This window comes from Aeromicrobium halocynthiae (genome assembly GCF_039531385.1).
Lineage (GTDB): Bacteria > Actinomycetota > Actinomycetes > Propionibacteriales > Nocardioidaceae > Aeromicrobium > Aeromicrobium halocynthiae.
Genome location: NZ_BAAAPY010000001.1, coordinates 336,746 through 350,660, shown reverse-complemented (window position 1 = coordinate 350,660; position 13,915 = coordinate 336,746). Strand labels below are relative to the sequence as shown.

Sequence of the window (13,915 nt, the reverse complement as noted above, 5' to 3'; positions counted from 1 at the left end):
GTGAGCACAGAGGTCGTCGTCGCGCTGGCCGCGGTCGTCGCCGGCCTCGCCGGCGCCGCCGGCCCCGCCGTCGTGCGCCGTCTGCCCGAACCGGTGCCTCACCCGGACGAGGAGGCGACGAAGGTCCACTACGCCGACATGGGGTCGGGCCGGACGTCCGTCCTGCTGGCAGTGCTCGCGGCAGCGCTGACGGTCTCGATCGCCGGACTCCTGCCGAGCCCCTCGCTGCTGGGCGTGTGGGTCGCGCTGGCCGGAGTGGGGTCGTGGTTGGCCTGGGTCGACTGGCGGACGCGCCTGCTGCCGTTCCGGCTGACCGCGCCCCTGCACGTGGCGGTGCTCGCCCTGACGGCACTCGCTGCCGTCGTGGAACGCGACGCCGGCCTGCTGTGGGCCGGGCTCCTCGCGAACGTGCTCGTCTTCGTGCTGTTCTGGGTGCTGTGGTTCGTCGGGGCCCGGGTGGGGAGCACCTTCGGCTACGGCGACGTCCGACTCGCCGGCATCCTCGCGCTGGCCCTCGGTCCGCTCGGGTACACGGCCACCGCGGCGGGGATCTACGCCGGCTTCCTGCTGGGAGCCGTGGGCGGGATCGCCCTCTCCGCACTGGGGATCGTCGACCGCAAGGGCTTCGCGTTCGGTCCGTACATGGTGGTCGGGGCGTTCGTCGGACCGCTCGTCGTCAGCCTCTGGTGAGCCGCGCGGGCGGTGATGGGAGAATCGGCGCCATGCTCCGATGGCTGACCGCCGGCGAATCCCACGGCCCCGCACTCGCCGCCGTCCTCGAGGGACTGCCCGCGGGTGTGCACGTGACCAGCGATGACATCCGCGGTGCCCTGGCGCGCCGGCGTCTCGGCTACGGCCGCGGGGCACGCATGAGCTTCGAGGCCGACGAGCTCGAGATCATCGGCGGCATCCGGCACGGGATCTCCCAGGGTGGACCGGTGGCGCTGCGCATCGGCAACAGCGAGTGGCCCAAGTGGGAGCGCGTGATGTCCGCCGACCCGGTCGACGCCGACGAGCTCGCCGGCCTCAAGCGGGGAGCCCCGCTGACCCGCCCGCGCCCCGGCCACGCCGACCTCGCCGGCATGCAGAAGTACGGCTTCGACGAGGCCCGCCCCGTCCTGGAGCGGGCGAGCGCGCGCGAGACGGCCGCACGCGTGGCCCTCGGGGAGGTCGCCGCGCGGTTCCTCGAGGACGCCGTCGGTGCACGCATCGTGTCCCACGTGGTCGAGCTCGGCACCGTCAGGGCGCCGGCCGGAGTCGTGCCCGGCCCGGACGACGTCGAGCGGCTCGACGCCGACCCGCTGCGCTGCGCCGACCCGGCCACGAGCGAGGCGATGGTGGCCGAGGTCGACGCCGCCCACAAGGACGGCGACACCCTCGGTGGCGTCGTCGAGGTGGTCGTGCACGGTCTTCCGCCCGGACTCGGCTCGTACACCCACTGGGACCGCCGACTCGACTCGCGTCTCGCTGCCGCGCTCATGGGCATCCAGGCCATCAAGGGAGTCGAGGTCGGCGACGGCTTCGAGCTGGCCCGCACCCGGGGCTCGGCCGCGCATGACGAGATCCTTCCCGGGGACGCCGGGCTCGACGAGGGGACCGACGACGTCCTGCGCGTCCGCCGGGCCTCCGGGCGCTCCGGCGGGACCGAGGGTGGCATGACCACGGGAGAGGTCCTGCGGGTCCGTGCCGCGATGAAGCCGATCGCCACCGTGCCCCGGGCGCTGCGCACCGTCGACGTCGCGAGCGGCGAGGCCACCACGGCGCACCACCAGCGCTCGGACGTGTGCGCCGTGCCCGCCGCCGGTGTCGTCGCCGAGGCGATGGTCGCCCTCGTCGTCGCGGAGGCCGTCACCGAGAAGTTCGGCGGCGACTCCGTCACCGAGGTCCGACGCAACGTCGAGGGCTACCTCGACGCCCTGCGGTACCGATGAGGAGTCGTCGGTGAGCCCGAGGGTGGTGCTCGTCGGGCCTCCCGGTGCCGGCAAGACCACCGTCGCAGCGGAGCTGGGACGTCGTCTGGGCGTCGCGGTGCGCGACACCGACGCCGACGTCGAGGCGCGCGAGGCGATGACGGTGCAGGACGTCTTCGTCACGCACGGTGAGGCGCGGTTCCGCGAGCTCGAGCGCGACGCGGTGCGCGAGGCCCTCTCGACGCACGACGGCGTGCTCGCCCTGGGTGGAGGAGCCGTGACCACCGACGCGGTGCGCCGGAGCCTGGACGGACACCGGGTCGTCTTCCTCGACGTCTCGCTGACCGAGTCCGCCGCGCGGGTCGGCCTCGGCACGAGTCGCCCCCTGCTGCTCGGCAACGTCCGAGGCACGTTGAAGAAGCTCATGGACGACCGTCGACCGCTGTACACGCAGGTGGCCACCCTCACGGTGGTCACCGACGGCCTCAGCCCCGAGCAGGTCGCCGACCACATCCTCACCGAGCTGGGAGAGACGACGTGAGCGAACGCATCGCGGTCGAGGCGGCCGCTCCCTACGAGGTCGTCGTGGGCTCCGGGGTCATCGGCGAGCTGACCGACGTCGTCGGCACCGACGTCCGGCGGGTCGCCGTCATCCACTCCGTCGCCGTCCGCGAGCGCGCCCTCGGCGTGCGCAGCGTGCTCGGGCGGGACCAGCTCGAGGTGCATCTCGTGGAGGTGCCCGACGGCGAGCGCGCCAAGTCCGCCGACGTGCTCGAGTACTGCTGGCGGGTCCTGGGGGAGTCCGGCTTCACCCGCTCGGACGTCGTCGTCGGTCTCGGCGGCGGGTCCACCACCGACCTCGCCGGCTTCGTGGCGGCCACCTGGTTGCGCGGCGTCCGCTTCGTCAACCTGCCGACGACGGTGCTCGGCATGGTCGACGCCGCCGTCGGGGGCAAGACCGGGATCAACACCGCGTCCGGGAAGAACCTCGTCGGCGCCTTCCACGAGCCGGCGGCGGTGCTCTGCGACCTCGACGTGCTGCAGACCCTGCCGCGCCCGGAGCTGCGCAGCGGTCTCGCCGAGGTCGTCAAGTGCGGCTTCATCGCCGACGCGAACATCCTCGAACTCATCGAGAACGCCGGGGCGCAGAGCGTCCTCGACCCCACGTCGCCGATCCTCGCCGAGCTCGTCACCAAGGGCATCGCCGTCAAGGCCCGCACCGTCGCGGAGGACCTCAAGGAGACCGGTGGAGCCGAGGGCGGGATCGGTCGCGAGGCGCTCAACTACGGCCACACGCTGGGCCACGCGATCGAGCGCGAGGAGGCGTACGGCATCCGACACGGCGAGGCGATCAGCGTCGGCATGGTCTTCGTCGCCGAGCTGGCCCACCGCCACGACCTCATCGACGCCGACCTGCTGCAGCGCCACCGCGACGTGCTCGCGTCGTTGTCGTTGCCCACGACGTGGGCCGGGGCGTTCTCCCCGCTGCTGGCCGCCATGCGCATGGACAAGAAGACCCGCGGCGACCAGCTGCGGTTCGTCGTCCTGGAGGACCTCGGCGTGCCACGGATCCTCGCCGGTCCCGAGGAGCAGGTCCTGCGGGACTGCTTCGCCGCACTCGCCGGTGGCCTGCGGTGAGACCCACCGACGACCAGCTGCTCGCGCGGCGCGCGGCCGTGGGCCGGACGGTCGCCCGCGCCGACCTCGACGGGCTCGCCGTCACGACGCTCGTGAACGTCCGCTACCTCACCGGATTCACCGGGTCCAACGGTGCCCTGCTGCTGAACCCGGACGGCACCGGCACCTTCGTGACGGACGGTCGGTACCGCGACCAGGCCGCGCTGGAGGTCCCCGACCTGGAGGTCGTCGTCGAGCGGGACCTCGTCGCCGCCCTGGCGTCGCGGCTCGGTGGTCGATGGGGCGTCGAGACGCACACCATGAGCGTCGACACGCACCGTGCCCTCCTCGACGCCACCGACGCCGAGCTCGTCGCCGCCGAGCGGCCCGTGGAGCTGGCCCGCGAGGTCAAGGACGATGCCGAGGTCGCGTCGCTGCGCGAGGCCTGTGCGATCTCCGTCGCCGCGCTCGAGGGACTGCTGGCCGGGCCGTTGGTCGGGCGCTCGGAGCGCGACCTGGCGCGTGACCTCGAGTGGCGGATGCTCGGCCTGGGTGCGGAGGCGATCGCGTTCGAGACCATCCTCGCCTCGGGCGAGAACTCCGCGGTGCCGCACCACCACCCCGGGTCCCGGGAGGTGTCGCCCGGTGACCTGCTGAAGGTCGACTTCGGCGCCCGGGTCGACGGCTACCACGCCGACTGCACGCGCACCGTCGTCGTCGGTCACGCCGACGACTGGCAGCGCGAGGTGCACGCGGCGGTCCGGCGGGCCCAGAGCCTCGGTGTCCGCGCCCTGCGCGAGGACGCGCCCGTGGCCGAGATCGACGTCGCCGTCCGTGCCGACCTGGAGGACTCGGGGTGGCTCGAGCACTTCACCACCGGCCTCGGCCACGGCGTCGGGCTCCTCATCCACGAGGACCCGTTCTTCTCCGCCAGGCACGCCGGTAGACTGGGACGCCGCACGACGCTGACCATGGAGCCGGGCATCTACGTCCCGGGCCGCGGGGGAGTGCGCATCGAGGACACCGTCCTCGTGACCGCCGACGAGCCCGACGTGCTCACGGCCCTGACCACCGAGCTGCTGGAGATCGTCTGACATGGCTACGACCAACGACCTGAAGAACGGCATGGTGCTGAACCTGGAGGGCCAGCTCTGGGCCGTCGTGGAGTTCCAGCACGTCAAGCCCGGCAAGGGCCCCGCCTTCGTCCGTACCAAGCTGAAGAACGTCGAGTCCGGCAAGGTCGTCGACAAGACGTTCAACGCCGGCACGAAGGTCGAGACGGCCACCGTCGACAAGCGCGAGATGCAGTACCTCTACAACGACGGCACGAGCTTCGTCTTCATGGACAACAGCACCTTCGACCAGATCGAGATCGCCCCCGACGCAATGGGCAGCGTCCCGGACTTCCTGCTGGAGAACCAGGACGCCGTCGTCGCCACCAACGAGGGACGCGTCCTGTACGTGGAGCTGCCCCCGGCCGTCGAGCTGCTCGTCGAGCACACCGACCCGGGCCTGCAGGGCGACCGCTCCAGCGGCGGCACCAAGCCCGCGCGCCTCGAGACCGGCCGCGAGATCCAGGTGCCCCTGTTCATCACCTCGGGCGAGAAGATCAAGGTCGACACCCGCGACGCGAGCTACCTCGGCCGCGTGAAGGCCTGATGGGCGCCAGGAGCAAGTACCGCAAGCGGGCGCTCGACGTCCTCTTCGAGTCCGAGCTGCGCGACACCGGTCTCGGCGGCACCCTCGCCGGGCGACGGGAGACCAACGACCCGCCGATCAGCGAGTACACCGTCACGCTCGTCGAGGGTGTCGTGGCCGAGCAGGAGGCGATCGACGCCCTGATCGTCGAGAACGCGCGCGGATGGAGCCTGCAGCGGATGCCGGGCGTCGACCGCAACCTGCTGCGGATCGCGGTCTACGAGATCCTCCACGTCGACGACGTCCCCGACGCGGTCGCCGTGAGCGAGGCGGTGGCGCTGGCCAAGGAGCTCTCCACCGACGACTCCGGCAGCTTCGTCAACGGCGTCCTCGGTCGCATCCTGCAGCTGCGCACGTCGTCGTCCTGAGCCATCCCTCGGCCGGGTCGACGAGACCGCGCTGCTAGGCTCGGCACCGTTCCATCCGACGTCCTTTAACCACCGTCCCGTGAGGCGGAGAAGGAGGTCAGACATGGTCGTGCCCGACGGCACTCCCGGTCCTGACGCCCGCGACGACGCCACCGCTGCCGGTGGTCGCACCGTCCTCGACGAGACCGACATCTCCCGGGCCCTGACCCGCATCACCCACGAGATCCTCGAGCGCAACCGCGACGCCGACGACCTCGTGATCCTCGGCATCCCCACCCGTGGCGTCCCGCTGGCCCGGCGCATCGCCGCCCGCATGAGCGAGGTGGAGGACCGGCGCATCACGGCCGGCGCGCTCGACATCACGATGTACCGCGACGACCTTCACAGCGGTCCGGTGCGGCCGCTGGAGCACACCGAGATCCCGGGCGACATCGACGGCCGGACCGTCGTCCTGGTCGACGACGTGCTGATGAGCGGTCGCACGATCCGCGCCGCGCTGGACGCGCTGGCCGACCTCGGTCGCCCCACGGCCGTCCAGCTCGCCGTGCTCGTCGACAGAGGGCACCGCGAGCTGCCCATCCGGGCGGACTTCGTGGGCAAGAACCTGCCGACGTCACTCGTCGAGAAGGTGCGGGTGCGCCTGAGCGAGGTCGACGACCAGGCCGACTCGGTCTCGATCGCGGGAGGCGTCGGATGAAGCACCTGCTGAGCGCGAGCGACCTCACCCGCGAGGACGCCGTGCGCATCCTCGACACCGCCGAGGAGCTCCTCGGCGTCGCCCAGCGACCGATCAAGAAGCTCCCGACGCTGCGCGGGCGCACCGTCGTCAACCTCTTCTTCGAGGACTCGACCCGCACCCGCATCAGCTTCGAGGCGGCGGCGAAGCGGCTGTCCGCCGACGTCATCAACTTCTCCGCCAAGGGCTCCAGCGCCTCCAAGGGCGAGGGACTCAAGGACACGGCGCTGACGCTGCAGGCGATGGGCGCCGACGCGGTCGTCGTCCGGCACGGTGCGTCCGGCGCGCCGCACCGGCTCGCGCATGCGCAGTGGACCAGGGGAGCGGTCGTCAACGCCGGCGACGGCACCCACGAGCACCCCACCCAGGCGCTGCTCGACGCCTTCACGATGCGTCGCCACCTGGCCGGCGGGGGTGCCGGACCGGCGACGGGCACCGACCTGGCGGGCAAGCGCGTCACGATCGTCGGGGACGTGCTGCACAGCCGGGTCGCGCGGTCCAACGCGCGCCTGCTGCACACCCTCGGGGCCGAGGTCACGCTCGTCGCCCCCCCGACGCTGCTGCCCGTCGGCGTCGACACCTGGCCGGTCCGCACGTCCTACGACCTGGACGCCGCCGTCGAGAAGAGTGACGCGGTGATGATGCTGCGCGTCCAGCGCGAGCGGATGAACGCCTCGTACTTCCCGAGTGAGCGGGAGTACAGCAGGCGCTTCGGCCTGGACCGCGCCCGCATGGACCGGATGCCGGCGCACGGCATCGTGATGCACCCCGGTCCGATGAACCGCGGCATGGAGATCAGTGCCGACGTCGCGGACTCCGACCGCTCGGTCATCGTCGAGCAGGTCACGAACGGCGTGGCCGTCCGCATGGCCGTGCTCTACCTCCTCCTGGGCGGCGCCCAGCAGTCGAACGAAGGAACCGCATGACCGACCACCTCCTGCGACGTGCCCGGCCGCTCGGCGGCGACCCCGTCGACCTCCTGCTGAGCGACGGCCTGATCGCAGCCATCGGTCCGGACCTGGACGCCCCGGGCGCGACCGTCGTCGACGCCGAGGGTCTCATCGCCCTGCCCGGCCTCGTCGACCTCCACACCCACCTGCGCGAGCCCGGTCGCGAGGACGCCGAGACCGTGCTCACCGGGACGCAGTCCGCAGCACGCGGCGGCTTCACGTGCGTGCACGCCATGGCGAACACGTCGCCGGTCGCCGACACCGCAGGCGTCGTGGAGCAGGTCTGGCGCCTCGGTCGCGAGGGCGGCTTCTGCGACGTCCAGCCCGTCGGCGCGGTCACCGTCGGACTGGCAGGGGAGCGGCTGGCCGAGCTCGGCGCCATGGCCGACTCCGCCGCCGGCGTCCGCGTCTTCTCCGACGACGGCATCTGCGTCTCCGACGCCGTCCTCATGCGGCGGGCGCTGGAGTACGTCAAGGCCTTCGACGGCGTCGTCGCGCAGCACGCCCAGGAGCCGAGGCTCACCGAGGGCGCGCAGATGAACGAGAGCGCACTGTCGGGGGAGCTCGGGCTCGTCGGCTGGCCGGCCGTCGCCGAGGAGGCGATCATCGCTCGCGACGTGCTGCTCGCCGAGCACGTCGGTTCGCGCCTGCACGTGTGCCACCTGTCCACCCGGGGGTCGGTCGAGATCGTCCGCTGGGCCAAGAGCCGCGGCATCGACGTCACCGCCGAGGTCACCCCCCACCACCTCCTGCTGACCGACGACCTCGTCCGCAGCTACGACCCCATCTACAAGGTGAACCCGCCGCTGCGCTCGGCCGACGACGTCGCCGCGGTCCGCGAGGGGCTCGCCGACGGCACCATCGACATCGTCGCCACCGACCACGCCCCGCACCCCATGGAGGACAAGGAGTGCGAGTTCGCGGCCGCCGCCTTCGGGATGATCGGCCTGGAGACCGCCCTGCCGATCGTCCAGCAGACGATGGTCGACACCGGTGCGCTCACCTGGGAGCAGGTGGCACAGGTGCTGTCGGCGCGTCCTGCTCGGATCGGCCGCGTCGAGGGACACGGTCGGCCGTTGGCGGTGGGCGAGCCGGCCAACGTCGTCCTCCACGACCCCGACGCGACGCACACCGTCGTCCCGGGGGACACGGCATCGCTGTCGCGCAACACCCCGTACGCCGGCATCGAGCTGCCCGGCCGCGTGGTCGCCACGTTCCTGCGGGGTACACCCACCGTGCTGTCCGGCGAGCTCACCGAAGGAGTCCACGCATGACCGAGTCCACCCCCGCCGTGCTCGTCCTCGAGGACGGCCGCGTCTTCCGTGGGGAGTCGTACGGCGCCACCGGCACCACGATCGCCGAGGTCGTCTTCGCCACCGGCATGACCGGCTACCAGGAGACCCTCACCGACCCCTCCTACCGCGGCCAGATCGTCGTCATGACGGCGCCGCACATCGGCAACACCGGCGTCAACGACGAGGACTTCGAGTCCCGACGCGTCTGGGTCGACGGCTACGTCGTCCGTGACCCCGCCAGGATCCGCAGCAGCTGGCGCGCCAACGGCACGCTCGACGACCTCCTCGCCGAGCAGGGCGTCGTCGGGATCAGCGCCGTCGACACCCGGGCCCTCACCCGGCACCTGCGCGAGCGCGGCACGATGCGAGCGGCCATCAGCACCGACCCCGCCCACACGGGTGCGGACACCAGCAGCCTGCTGGCGCTCGTCACCGAGGCCCCGTCGATGGAGGGCTCGAACTTCCTCGCCGACGTCACGACGCCCGAGCCGTACGTCGTCCCGGCCGTGGGGGAGCGCCGCTTCACCGTGGCCGCCATCGACCTCGGCATCAAGGGCATGACCCCGCGCCGCATGGCCGAGCGCGGCATCGAGGTGCACGTGCTGCCCGCGACGTCGAGCATCGACGACGTGCTGGCCGTGGAGCCGGACGGCGTGTTCATGTCCAACGGTCCCGGCGACCCCGCCACGGCCGACCACGTCGTCGGCGTCCTGCGCGAGGTCCTGGAGCGTCGCATCCCGTACTTCGGGATCTGCCTGGGCAACCAGATGCTCGGTCGAGCCCTCGGCCGCGGCACCTACAAGCTGCGCTACGGCCACCGCGGCATCAACCAGCCGGTGCAGGACCGCACCACCGGCAAGGTCGAGATCACCAGCCAGAACCACGGCTTCGCCGTCGACGCGCCCCTCGAGGGGACGTTCGAGACGCCGTTCGGCGACGCCCGCGTCACCCACGTCGGGCTCAACGACGACGTCGTCGAGGGCATCGCGCTCGTCGACGGCCCGGCCTTCAGCGTGCAGTACCACCCCGAGGCGGCGGCCGGACCGCACGACGCCGCCTACCTGTTCGACCGGTTCGTCCAGCTGATGGACGAGTCCGCCGCCCCCCACCCCTCCGACGAGAAGGCGAGCGCCTGATGCCCAAGCGCACCGACATCTCCTCCGTCCTCGTCATCGGCTCCGGACCGATCGTCATCGGCCAGGCCTGCGAGTTCGACTACTCCGGCACCCAGGCGTGCCGCGTCCTGCGCGAGGAGGGCATCCGCGTCGTCCTCGTGAACTCCAACCCGGCGACGATCATGACCGACCCGGAGTTCGCCGACGCCACCTACGTCGAGCCGATCACGCCCGAGTTCGTCGAGAAGGTCATCGCCAAGGAGCGTCCCGACGCGCTGCTGCCGACCCTCGGCGGCCAGACCGCGCTCAACGCCGCCATCGCCCTCGACAAGGCCGGGATCCTCGAGAAGTACGGCGTCGAGCTCATCGGTGCCTCCGTCGAGGCCATCGAGAAGGGCGAGAACCGCGAGACCTTCAAGCGGATCGTCGAGTCGCTGCCGAAGGAGTGGGGCGCAGAGGTCGCGCGCTCGGTCATCTGCCACACCATGGACGAGTGCCTCGCCGGGGTCGACGAGCTCGGCGGCTACCCGGTCGTCGTCCGCCCCTCCTTCACGATGGGCGGGTCGGGCTCGGGCCTGGCGTTCGACGAGGACGACCTGCACCGCATCGCCGGCTCCGGCCTGGCGCTCAGCCCCACCACCGAGGTGCTCCTGGAGGAGTCGATCCTCGGCTGGAAGGAGTACGAGCTGGAGGTCATGCGCGACACCGCCGACAACGTGGTGATCGTCTGCTCCATCGAGAACTTCGACCCCGTGGGCGTGCACACCGGCGACTCGATCACCGTCGCGCCGGCGATGACACTGACCGACGTCGAGTACCAGCGCCTGCGCGACATCTCCCTCGGCGTCATCCGCGAGGTCGGCGTCGACACCGGCGGGTGCAACATCCAGTTCGCCGTCGACCCGGAGACCGGGCGCATCGTCGTCATCGAGATGAACCCGCGGGTCTCGCGGTCCTCGGCGCTGGCCTCGAAGGCGACCGGCTTCCCGATCGCGAAGATCGCGGCGAAGGTCGCCATCGGCTACACGCTCGACGAGATCCCCAACGACATCACCCGCGAGACGCCCGCGAGCTTCGAGCCGACCCTCGACTACGTCGTGGTCAAGGTGCCGCGGTTCGCGTTCGAGAAGTTCCCCGCCGCGGACTCCACGCTCACGACGCACATGAAGTCCGTCGGCGAGGCGATGGCGATCGGTCGCAACTTCACCGAGGCGCTGCAGAAGGCCCTGCGGTCCCTGGAGCGGCCCGGCGCCGAGTTCGACTGGAGCAAGGACTGGGTCGACCTCGACAAGGACGCCCTGATCGAGGACGTCCGCCGCCCCTACGACGGTCGCCTCAAGGCCGTCATGGACGCGCTGCGGGCCGGCGCCACGGCCGAGGAGATCTTCGAGGCCACCCGCATCGACCCGTGGTTCGTCGACCAGCTGGCACTGATCAACGAGGTCGCCACCGACCTGATCGCCGCCCCGGAGCTGACGCCGGCCCTGCTGCGCCGCGCCAAGCGCCACGGCTTCTCCGACGCCCAGCTGGGCCGCATCCGCGGCATGTCGGCCGACGTCGTCCGCGGGGTGCGGCACGCGCTGGGCGTCCGACCGGTCTACAAGACGGTCGATACGTGCGCCGCGGAGTTCGCGGCCAAGACGCCGTACCACTACTCCTCCTACGACGAGGAGACCGAGGTCGAGCCCCGCGAGAAGCCGGCCGTCATCGTGCTCGGCAGCGGCCCGAACCGCATCGGCCAGGGCATCGAGTTCGACTACTCGTGCGTGCACGCCGTCCAGGCGCTCAGCGCCGCACCGAACGAGTGGGGCGGCTACGAGACCGTGATGGTCAACTGCAACCCCGAGACCGTCTCCACCGACTACGACACCGCCGACCGGCTGTACTTCGAGCCCCTGACCCTCGAGGATGTCCTCGAGGTCGTGCACGCCGAGCAGCAGGCCGGTCCGCTCGCCGGCGTCATCGTCCAGCTCGGCGGTCAGACGCCACTCGGGCTCGCGGCCGGGCTGGAGGCCGCCGGCGTGCCGATCGTCGGCACCCAGCCGTCGGCCATCGACCTCGCCGAGGAGCGCGGCGCCTTCGGGCAGGTCCTCGAGGGTGCCGGGCTCGCCGCCCCCCGCAGCGGCATGGCCACGACGTTCGAGCACGCGAAGCACATCGCCGAGGAGATCGGCTACCCGGTCCTCGTGCGTCCGTCCTACGTCCTGGGCGGACGCGGTATGGAGATCGTCTACGACGAGCAGACGCTCGGTGACTACATCAGCCGGGCCACCGAGATCACCCCCGAGCGTCCGGTCCTCGTCGACAAGTTCCTCGACGACGCGATCGAGATCGACGTCGACGCCCTCTACGACGGCACCGAGCTGTTCCTCGGCGGCGTGATGGAGCACATCGAGGAGGCGGGCGTGCACTCGGGCGACTCCGCCTGCGCGCTGCCGCCGATCACCCTCGGCGACCTCGAGATCGATCGCATCCGGGCCGCCACCGAGGCCATCGCGAGCGGCGTGGGGGTGAGGGGCCTGGTCAACATCCAGTTCGCCCTGTCCTCGGACATCCTGTACGTCATCGAGGCGAACCCCCGGGCCAGCCGGACGGTGCCGTTCGTGTCCAAGGCGACCGCGACGCCCCTGGCCAAGGCGGCCGCGCGCATCATGCTCGGGGAGTCGATCGCCGAGCTGCGCGAGGAGGGTCTGCTGCCCGCCGAGGGCGATGGTGGTCGCCTCCCGGACGACGCGCCCATCGCGGTCAAGGAGGCGGTCATGCCCTTCAACCGCTTCCGCACCTACGAGGGCACGTACGTCGACACGTTGCTGGGTCCGGAGATGCGCTCCACCGGCGAGGTCATGGGCTTCGACACGACGTTCGGCACCGCGTTCGCCAAGAGCCAGGCCGGCGCGCAGAACGGCCTGCCCACGTCGGGCAAGGTCTTCGTGTCGGTGGCCAACCGCGACAAGCGGCACATGGTCTTCCCGATCAAGCGGCTCGCCGACCTCGGCTTCGAGATCCTCGCGACGAGCGGGACGGCCGTCGTGCTGGCCCGCAACGGGGTCCAGGCCACGGTGATCCGCAAGCTACACGAGGACCCGATCCCGGGCCGCGAGCCGTCGACCATCGTCGACAGGATCCGCGAGCAGGACGTGGAGCTCATCGTCAACACCCCGCACGGCATCTCCGCAGGGTCGAACGCCCGTCTGGACGGGTACGAGATCCGCACGGCGGCGGTGGCCGAGGGCATCCCCTGCATCACGACCGTCCAGGGTCTCGCGGCAGCGGTGCAGGGCATCGAGGCGCTGCGCGAGCAGCGGGTCGAGGTCAGGTCGCTGCAGGAGTGGGCCGAGCTCTCGAGAACCGACGCATGAGCTTCGGCTCGCGTGCCCGCGCCGCCATGGACGCCTTCGGGCCGCTGTGCGTCGGCATCGACCCGCATCCCGGCCTGCTCGAGGCATGGGACCTGTCCGACGACGTGAGCGGACTCGAGCGGTTCGCGGGCACCTGCGTCGAGGCGTTCGCCGGACGCGTCGCCTTCGTCAAGCCGCAGTCGGCGTTCTTCGAGCGCTTCGGCTCCCGGGGCGTCGCGGTGCTGGAGCACACCCTGCAGGACCTGCGCCACACCGGCACGCTGACCGTCCTCGACGTCAAGCGCGGCGACATCGGCAGCACCGCGCGCGCGTACGCCCAGGCCTACCTCGACGAGGACAGCCCGATGGCGGCCGACGCCGTCACCGTGAGCCCCTACCTGGGCTTCGGTTCGCTCGAGCCGTTCCTCGCCGAGGCCGAGCGCAACGACGCAGGCGTCTTCGTGCTGGCCCTGACGTCGAACCCCGAGGGACCAGAGGTGCAGCACGCTCGGGGAGCGTCGGGCGCGACCGTCGCAGGGTCGGTCCTGGCGAACCTCGCCCGCGCCAACGCCGGGGCCGAGCCGATGGGTTCGTACGGGGCCGTCGTCGGGGTCACGATCGGCTCGACGCAGGAGGATCTCGACGTCAACGGCCCGATCCTCGCGCCCGGGCTCGGCTCCCAGGGAGGGACCGTGGCGGACGTCGACCGGCTGTTCGCGTCGGTGCGCGACCGCGTCGTGCCGAGCGTCTCGCGGGACGTCCTCGCCGCTGGTGCGGACGTCGGGGCCCTGCAGGACGCCGCCGCGGCGCTCAACGACCAGCTGCGCTGACCGACGCGCTCGAGTGACCCCCGTGCGGACCCGCCGGATTGTAGGCTCGGCGCAGCAT

13 protein-coding genes are annotated in these 13,915 nt (G+C 71.7%); all 13 read left to right on the top strand.

All coding sequences use genetic code 11. From position 1 onward, the window contains the following. Entirely contained in the window at positions 1–690 is a 690-nt protein-coding gene (locus ABD213_RS01685; RefSeq protein ID WP_344323540.1) for a prepilin peptidase, read from the top strand. Positions 691–722: 32 nt separating this feature from the next. After that, entirely contained in the window at positions 723–1,931 is a 1,209-nt protein-coding gene (gene aroC / locus ABD213_RS01680; RefSeq protein WP_344323537.1) for a chorismate synthase, read from the top strand. A gap of 10 nt (positions 1,932–1,941) precedes the next feature. Then, positions 1,942–2,451 carry a shikimate kinase gene (locus tag ABD213_RS01675; RefSeq protein WP_344323535.1) on the top strand — a complete coding sequence of 170 codons (510 nt, stop codon included), beginning with the start codon at positions 1,942–1,944 and terminating at the stop codon, positions 2,449–2,451. Further along, positions 2,448–3,548 carry a 3-dehydroquinate synthase gene (gene aroB / locus ABD213_RS01670; RefSeq protein ID WP_344323533.1) on the top strand — a complete coding sequence of 367 codons (1,101 nt, stop codon included), beginning with the start codon at positions 2,448–2,450 and terminating at the stop codon, positions 3,546–3,548. Before ABD213_RS01675 ends, aroB begins: the two co-directional genes overlap by 4 nt. Next, on the top strand, positions 3,545–4,621 hold the full coding sequence (locus ABD213_RS01665) for a M24 family metallopeptidase (RefSeq protein WP_344323531.1): 1,077 nt from the start codon (positions 3,545–3,547) through the stop codon (positions 4,619–4,621). Before aroB ends, ABD213_RS01665 begins: the two co-directional genes overlap by 4 nt. Position 4,622: 1 nt before the next feature. Then, positions 4,623–5,186, top strand: coding sequence for an elongation factor P (gene efp / locus ABD213_RS01660; protein ID WP_344323529.1), 564 nt, complete (start codon positions 4,623–4,625; stop codon positions 5,184–5,186). Next, positions 5,186–5,593, top strand: coding sequence for a transcription antitermination factor NusB (gene nusB, locus ABD213_RS01655; RefSeq protein WP_344323527.1), 408 nt, complete (start codon positions 5,186–5,188; stop codon positions 5,591–5,593). The genes efp and nusB overlap by 1 nt, the downstream gene beginning before the upstream one ends. A gap of 103 nt (positions 5,594–5,696) precedes the next feature. Further along, positions 5,697–6,290, top strand: coding sequence for a bifunctional pyr operon transcriptional regulator/uracil phosphoribosyltransferase PyrR (gene pyrR / locus ABD213_RS01650; RefSeq protein WP_344323525.1), 594 nt, complete (start codon positions 5,697–5,699; stop codon positions 6,288–6,290). Then, positions 6,287–7,255, top strand: coding sequence for an aspartate carbamoyltransferase catalytic subunit (locus tag ABD213_RS01645; RefSeq protein ID WP_344323523.1), 969 nt, complete (start codon positions 6,287–6,289; stop codon positions 7,253–7,255). Before pyrR ends, ABD213_RS01645 begins: the two co-directional genes overlap by 4 nt. Continuing rightward, positions 7,252–8,553: a dihydroorotase gene (locus ABD213_RS01640; RefSeq protein WP_344323521.1), complete on the top strand. Its 1,302-nt coding sequence runs from the start codon at positions 7,252–7,254 to the stop codon at positions 8,551–8,553. Before ABD213_RS01645 ends, ABD213_RS01640 begins: the two co-directional genes overlap by 4 nt. Beyond that, on the top strand, positions 8,550–9,710 hold the full coding sequence (carA, locus tag ABD213_RS01635; RefSeq protein WP_344323518.1) for a glutamine-hydrolyzing carbamoyl-phosphate synthase small subunit: 1,161 nt from the start codon (positions 8,550–8,552) through the stop codon (positions 9,708–9,710). The genes ABD213_RS01640 and carA overlap by 4 nt, the downstream gene beginning before the upstream one ends. Further along, on the top strand, positions 9,710–13,048 hold the full coding sequence (gene carB, locus ABD213_RS01630) for a carbamoyl-phosphate synthase large subunit (RefSeq protein WP_344323516.1): 3,339 nt from the start codon (positions 9,710–9,712) through the stop codon (positions 13,046–13,048). The genes carA and carB overlap by 1 nt, the downstream gene beginning before the upstream one ends. Continuing rightward, complete coding sequence (gene pyrF, locus ABD213_RS01625) at positions 13,045–13,857, top strand: orotidine-5'-phosphate decarboxylase (protein ID WP_344323512.1); 813 nt, start codon at positions 13,045–13,047, stop codon at positions 13,855–13,857. The genes carB and pyrF overlap by 4 nt, the downstream gene beginning before the upstream one ends. Positions 13,858–13,915: the final 58 nt, after the last annotated feature.

What these genes read in the sequence shown, in the direction of transcription:
- aroC (WP_344323537.1), top strand. Translation starts at nt 723, where the DNA reads ATGCTCCGATGGCTGACCGCCGGCGAATCCCACGGCCCCGCACTCGCC.
- efp (WP_344323529.1), top strand. Translation starts at nt 4,623, where the DNA reads ATGGCTACGACCAACGACCTGAAGAACGGCATGGTGCTGAACCTGGAG.
- nusB (WP_344323527.1), top strand. Translation starts at nt 5,186, where the DNA reads ATGGGCGCCAGGAGCAAGTACCGCAAGCGGGCGCTCGACGTCCTCTTC.
- pyrR (WP_344323525.1), top strand. Translation starts at nt 5,697, where the DNA reads ATGGTCGTGCCCGACGGCACTCCCGGTCCTGACGCCCGCGACGACGCC.
- ABD213_RS01645 (WP_344323523.1), top strand. Translation starts at nt 6,287, where the DNA reads ATGAAGCACCTGCTGAGCGCGAGCGACCTCACCCGCGAGGACGCCGTG.
- ABD213_RS01640 (WP_344323521.1), top strand. Translation starts at nt 7,252, where the DNA reads ATGACCGACCACCTCCTGCGACGTGCCCGGCCGCTCGGCGGCGACCCC.
- carA (WP_344323518.1), top strand. Translation starts at nt 8,550, where the DNA reads ATGACCGAGTCCACCCCCGCCGTGCTCGTCCTCGAGGACGGCCGCGTC.
- carB (WP_344323516.1), top strand. Translation starts at nt 9,710, where the DNA reads ATGCCCAAGCGCACCGACATCTCCTCCGTCCTCGTCATCGGCTCCGGA.
- pyrF (WP_344323512.1), top strand. Translation starts at nt 13,045, where the DNA reads ATGAGCTTCGGCTCGCGTGCCCGCGCCGCCATGGACGCCTTCGGGCCG.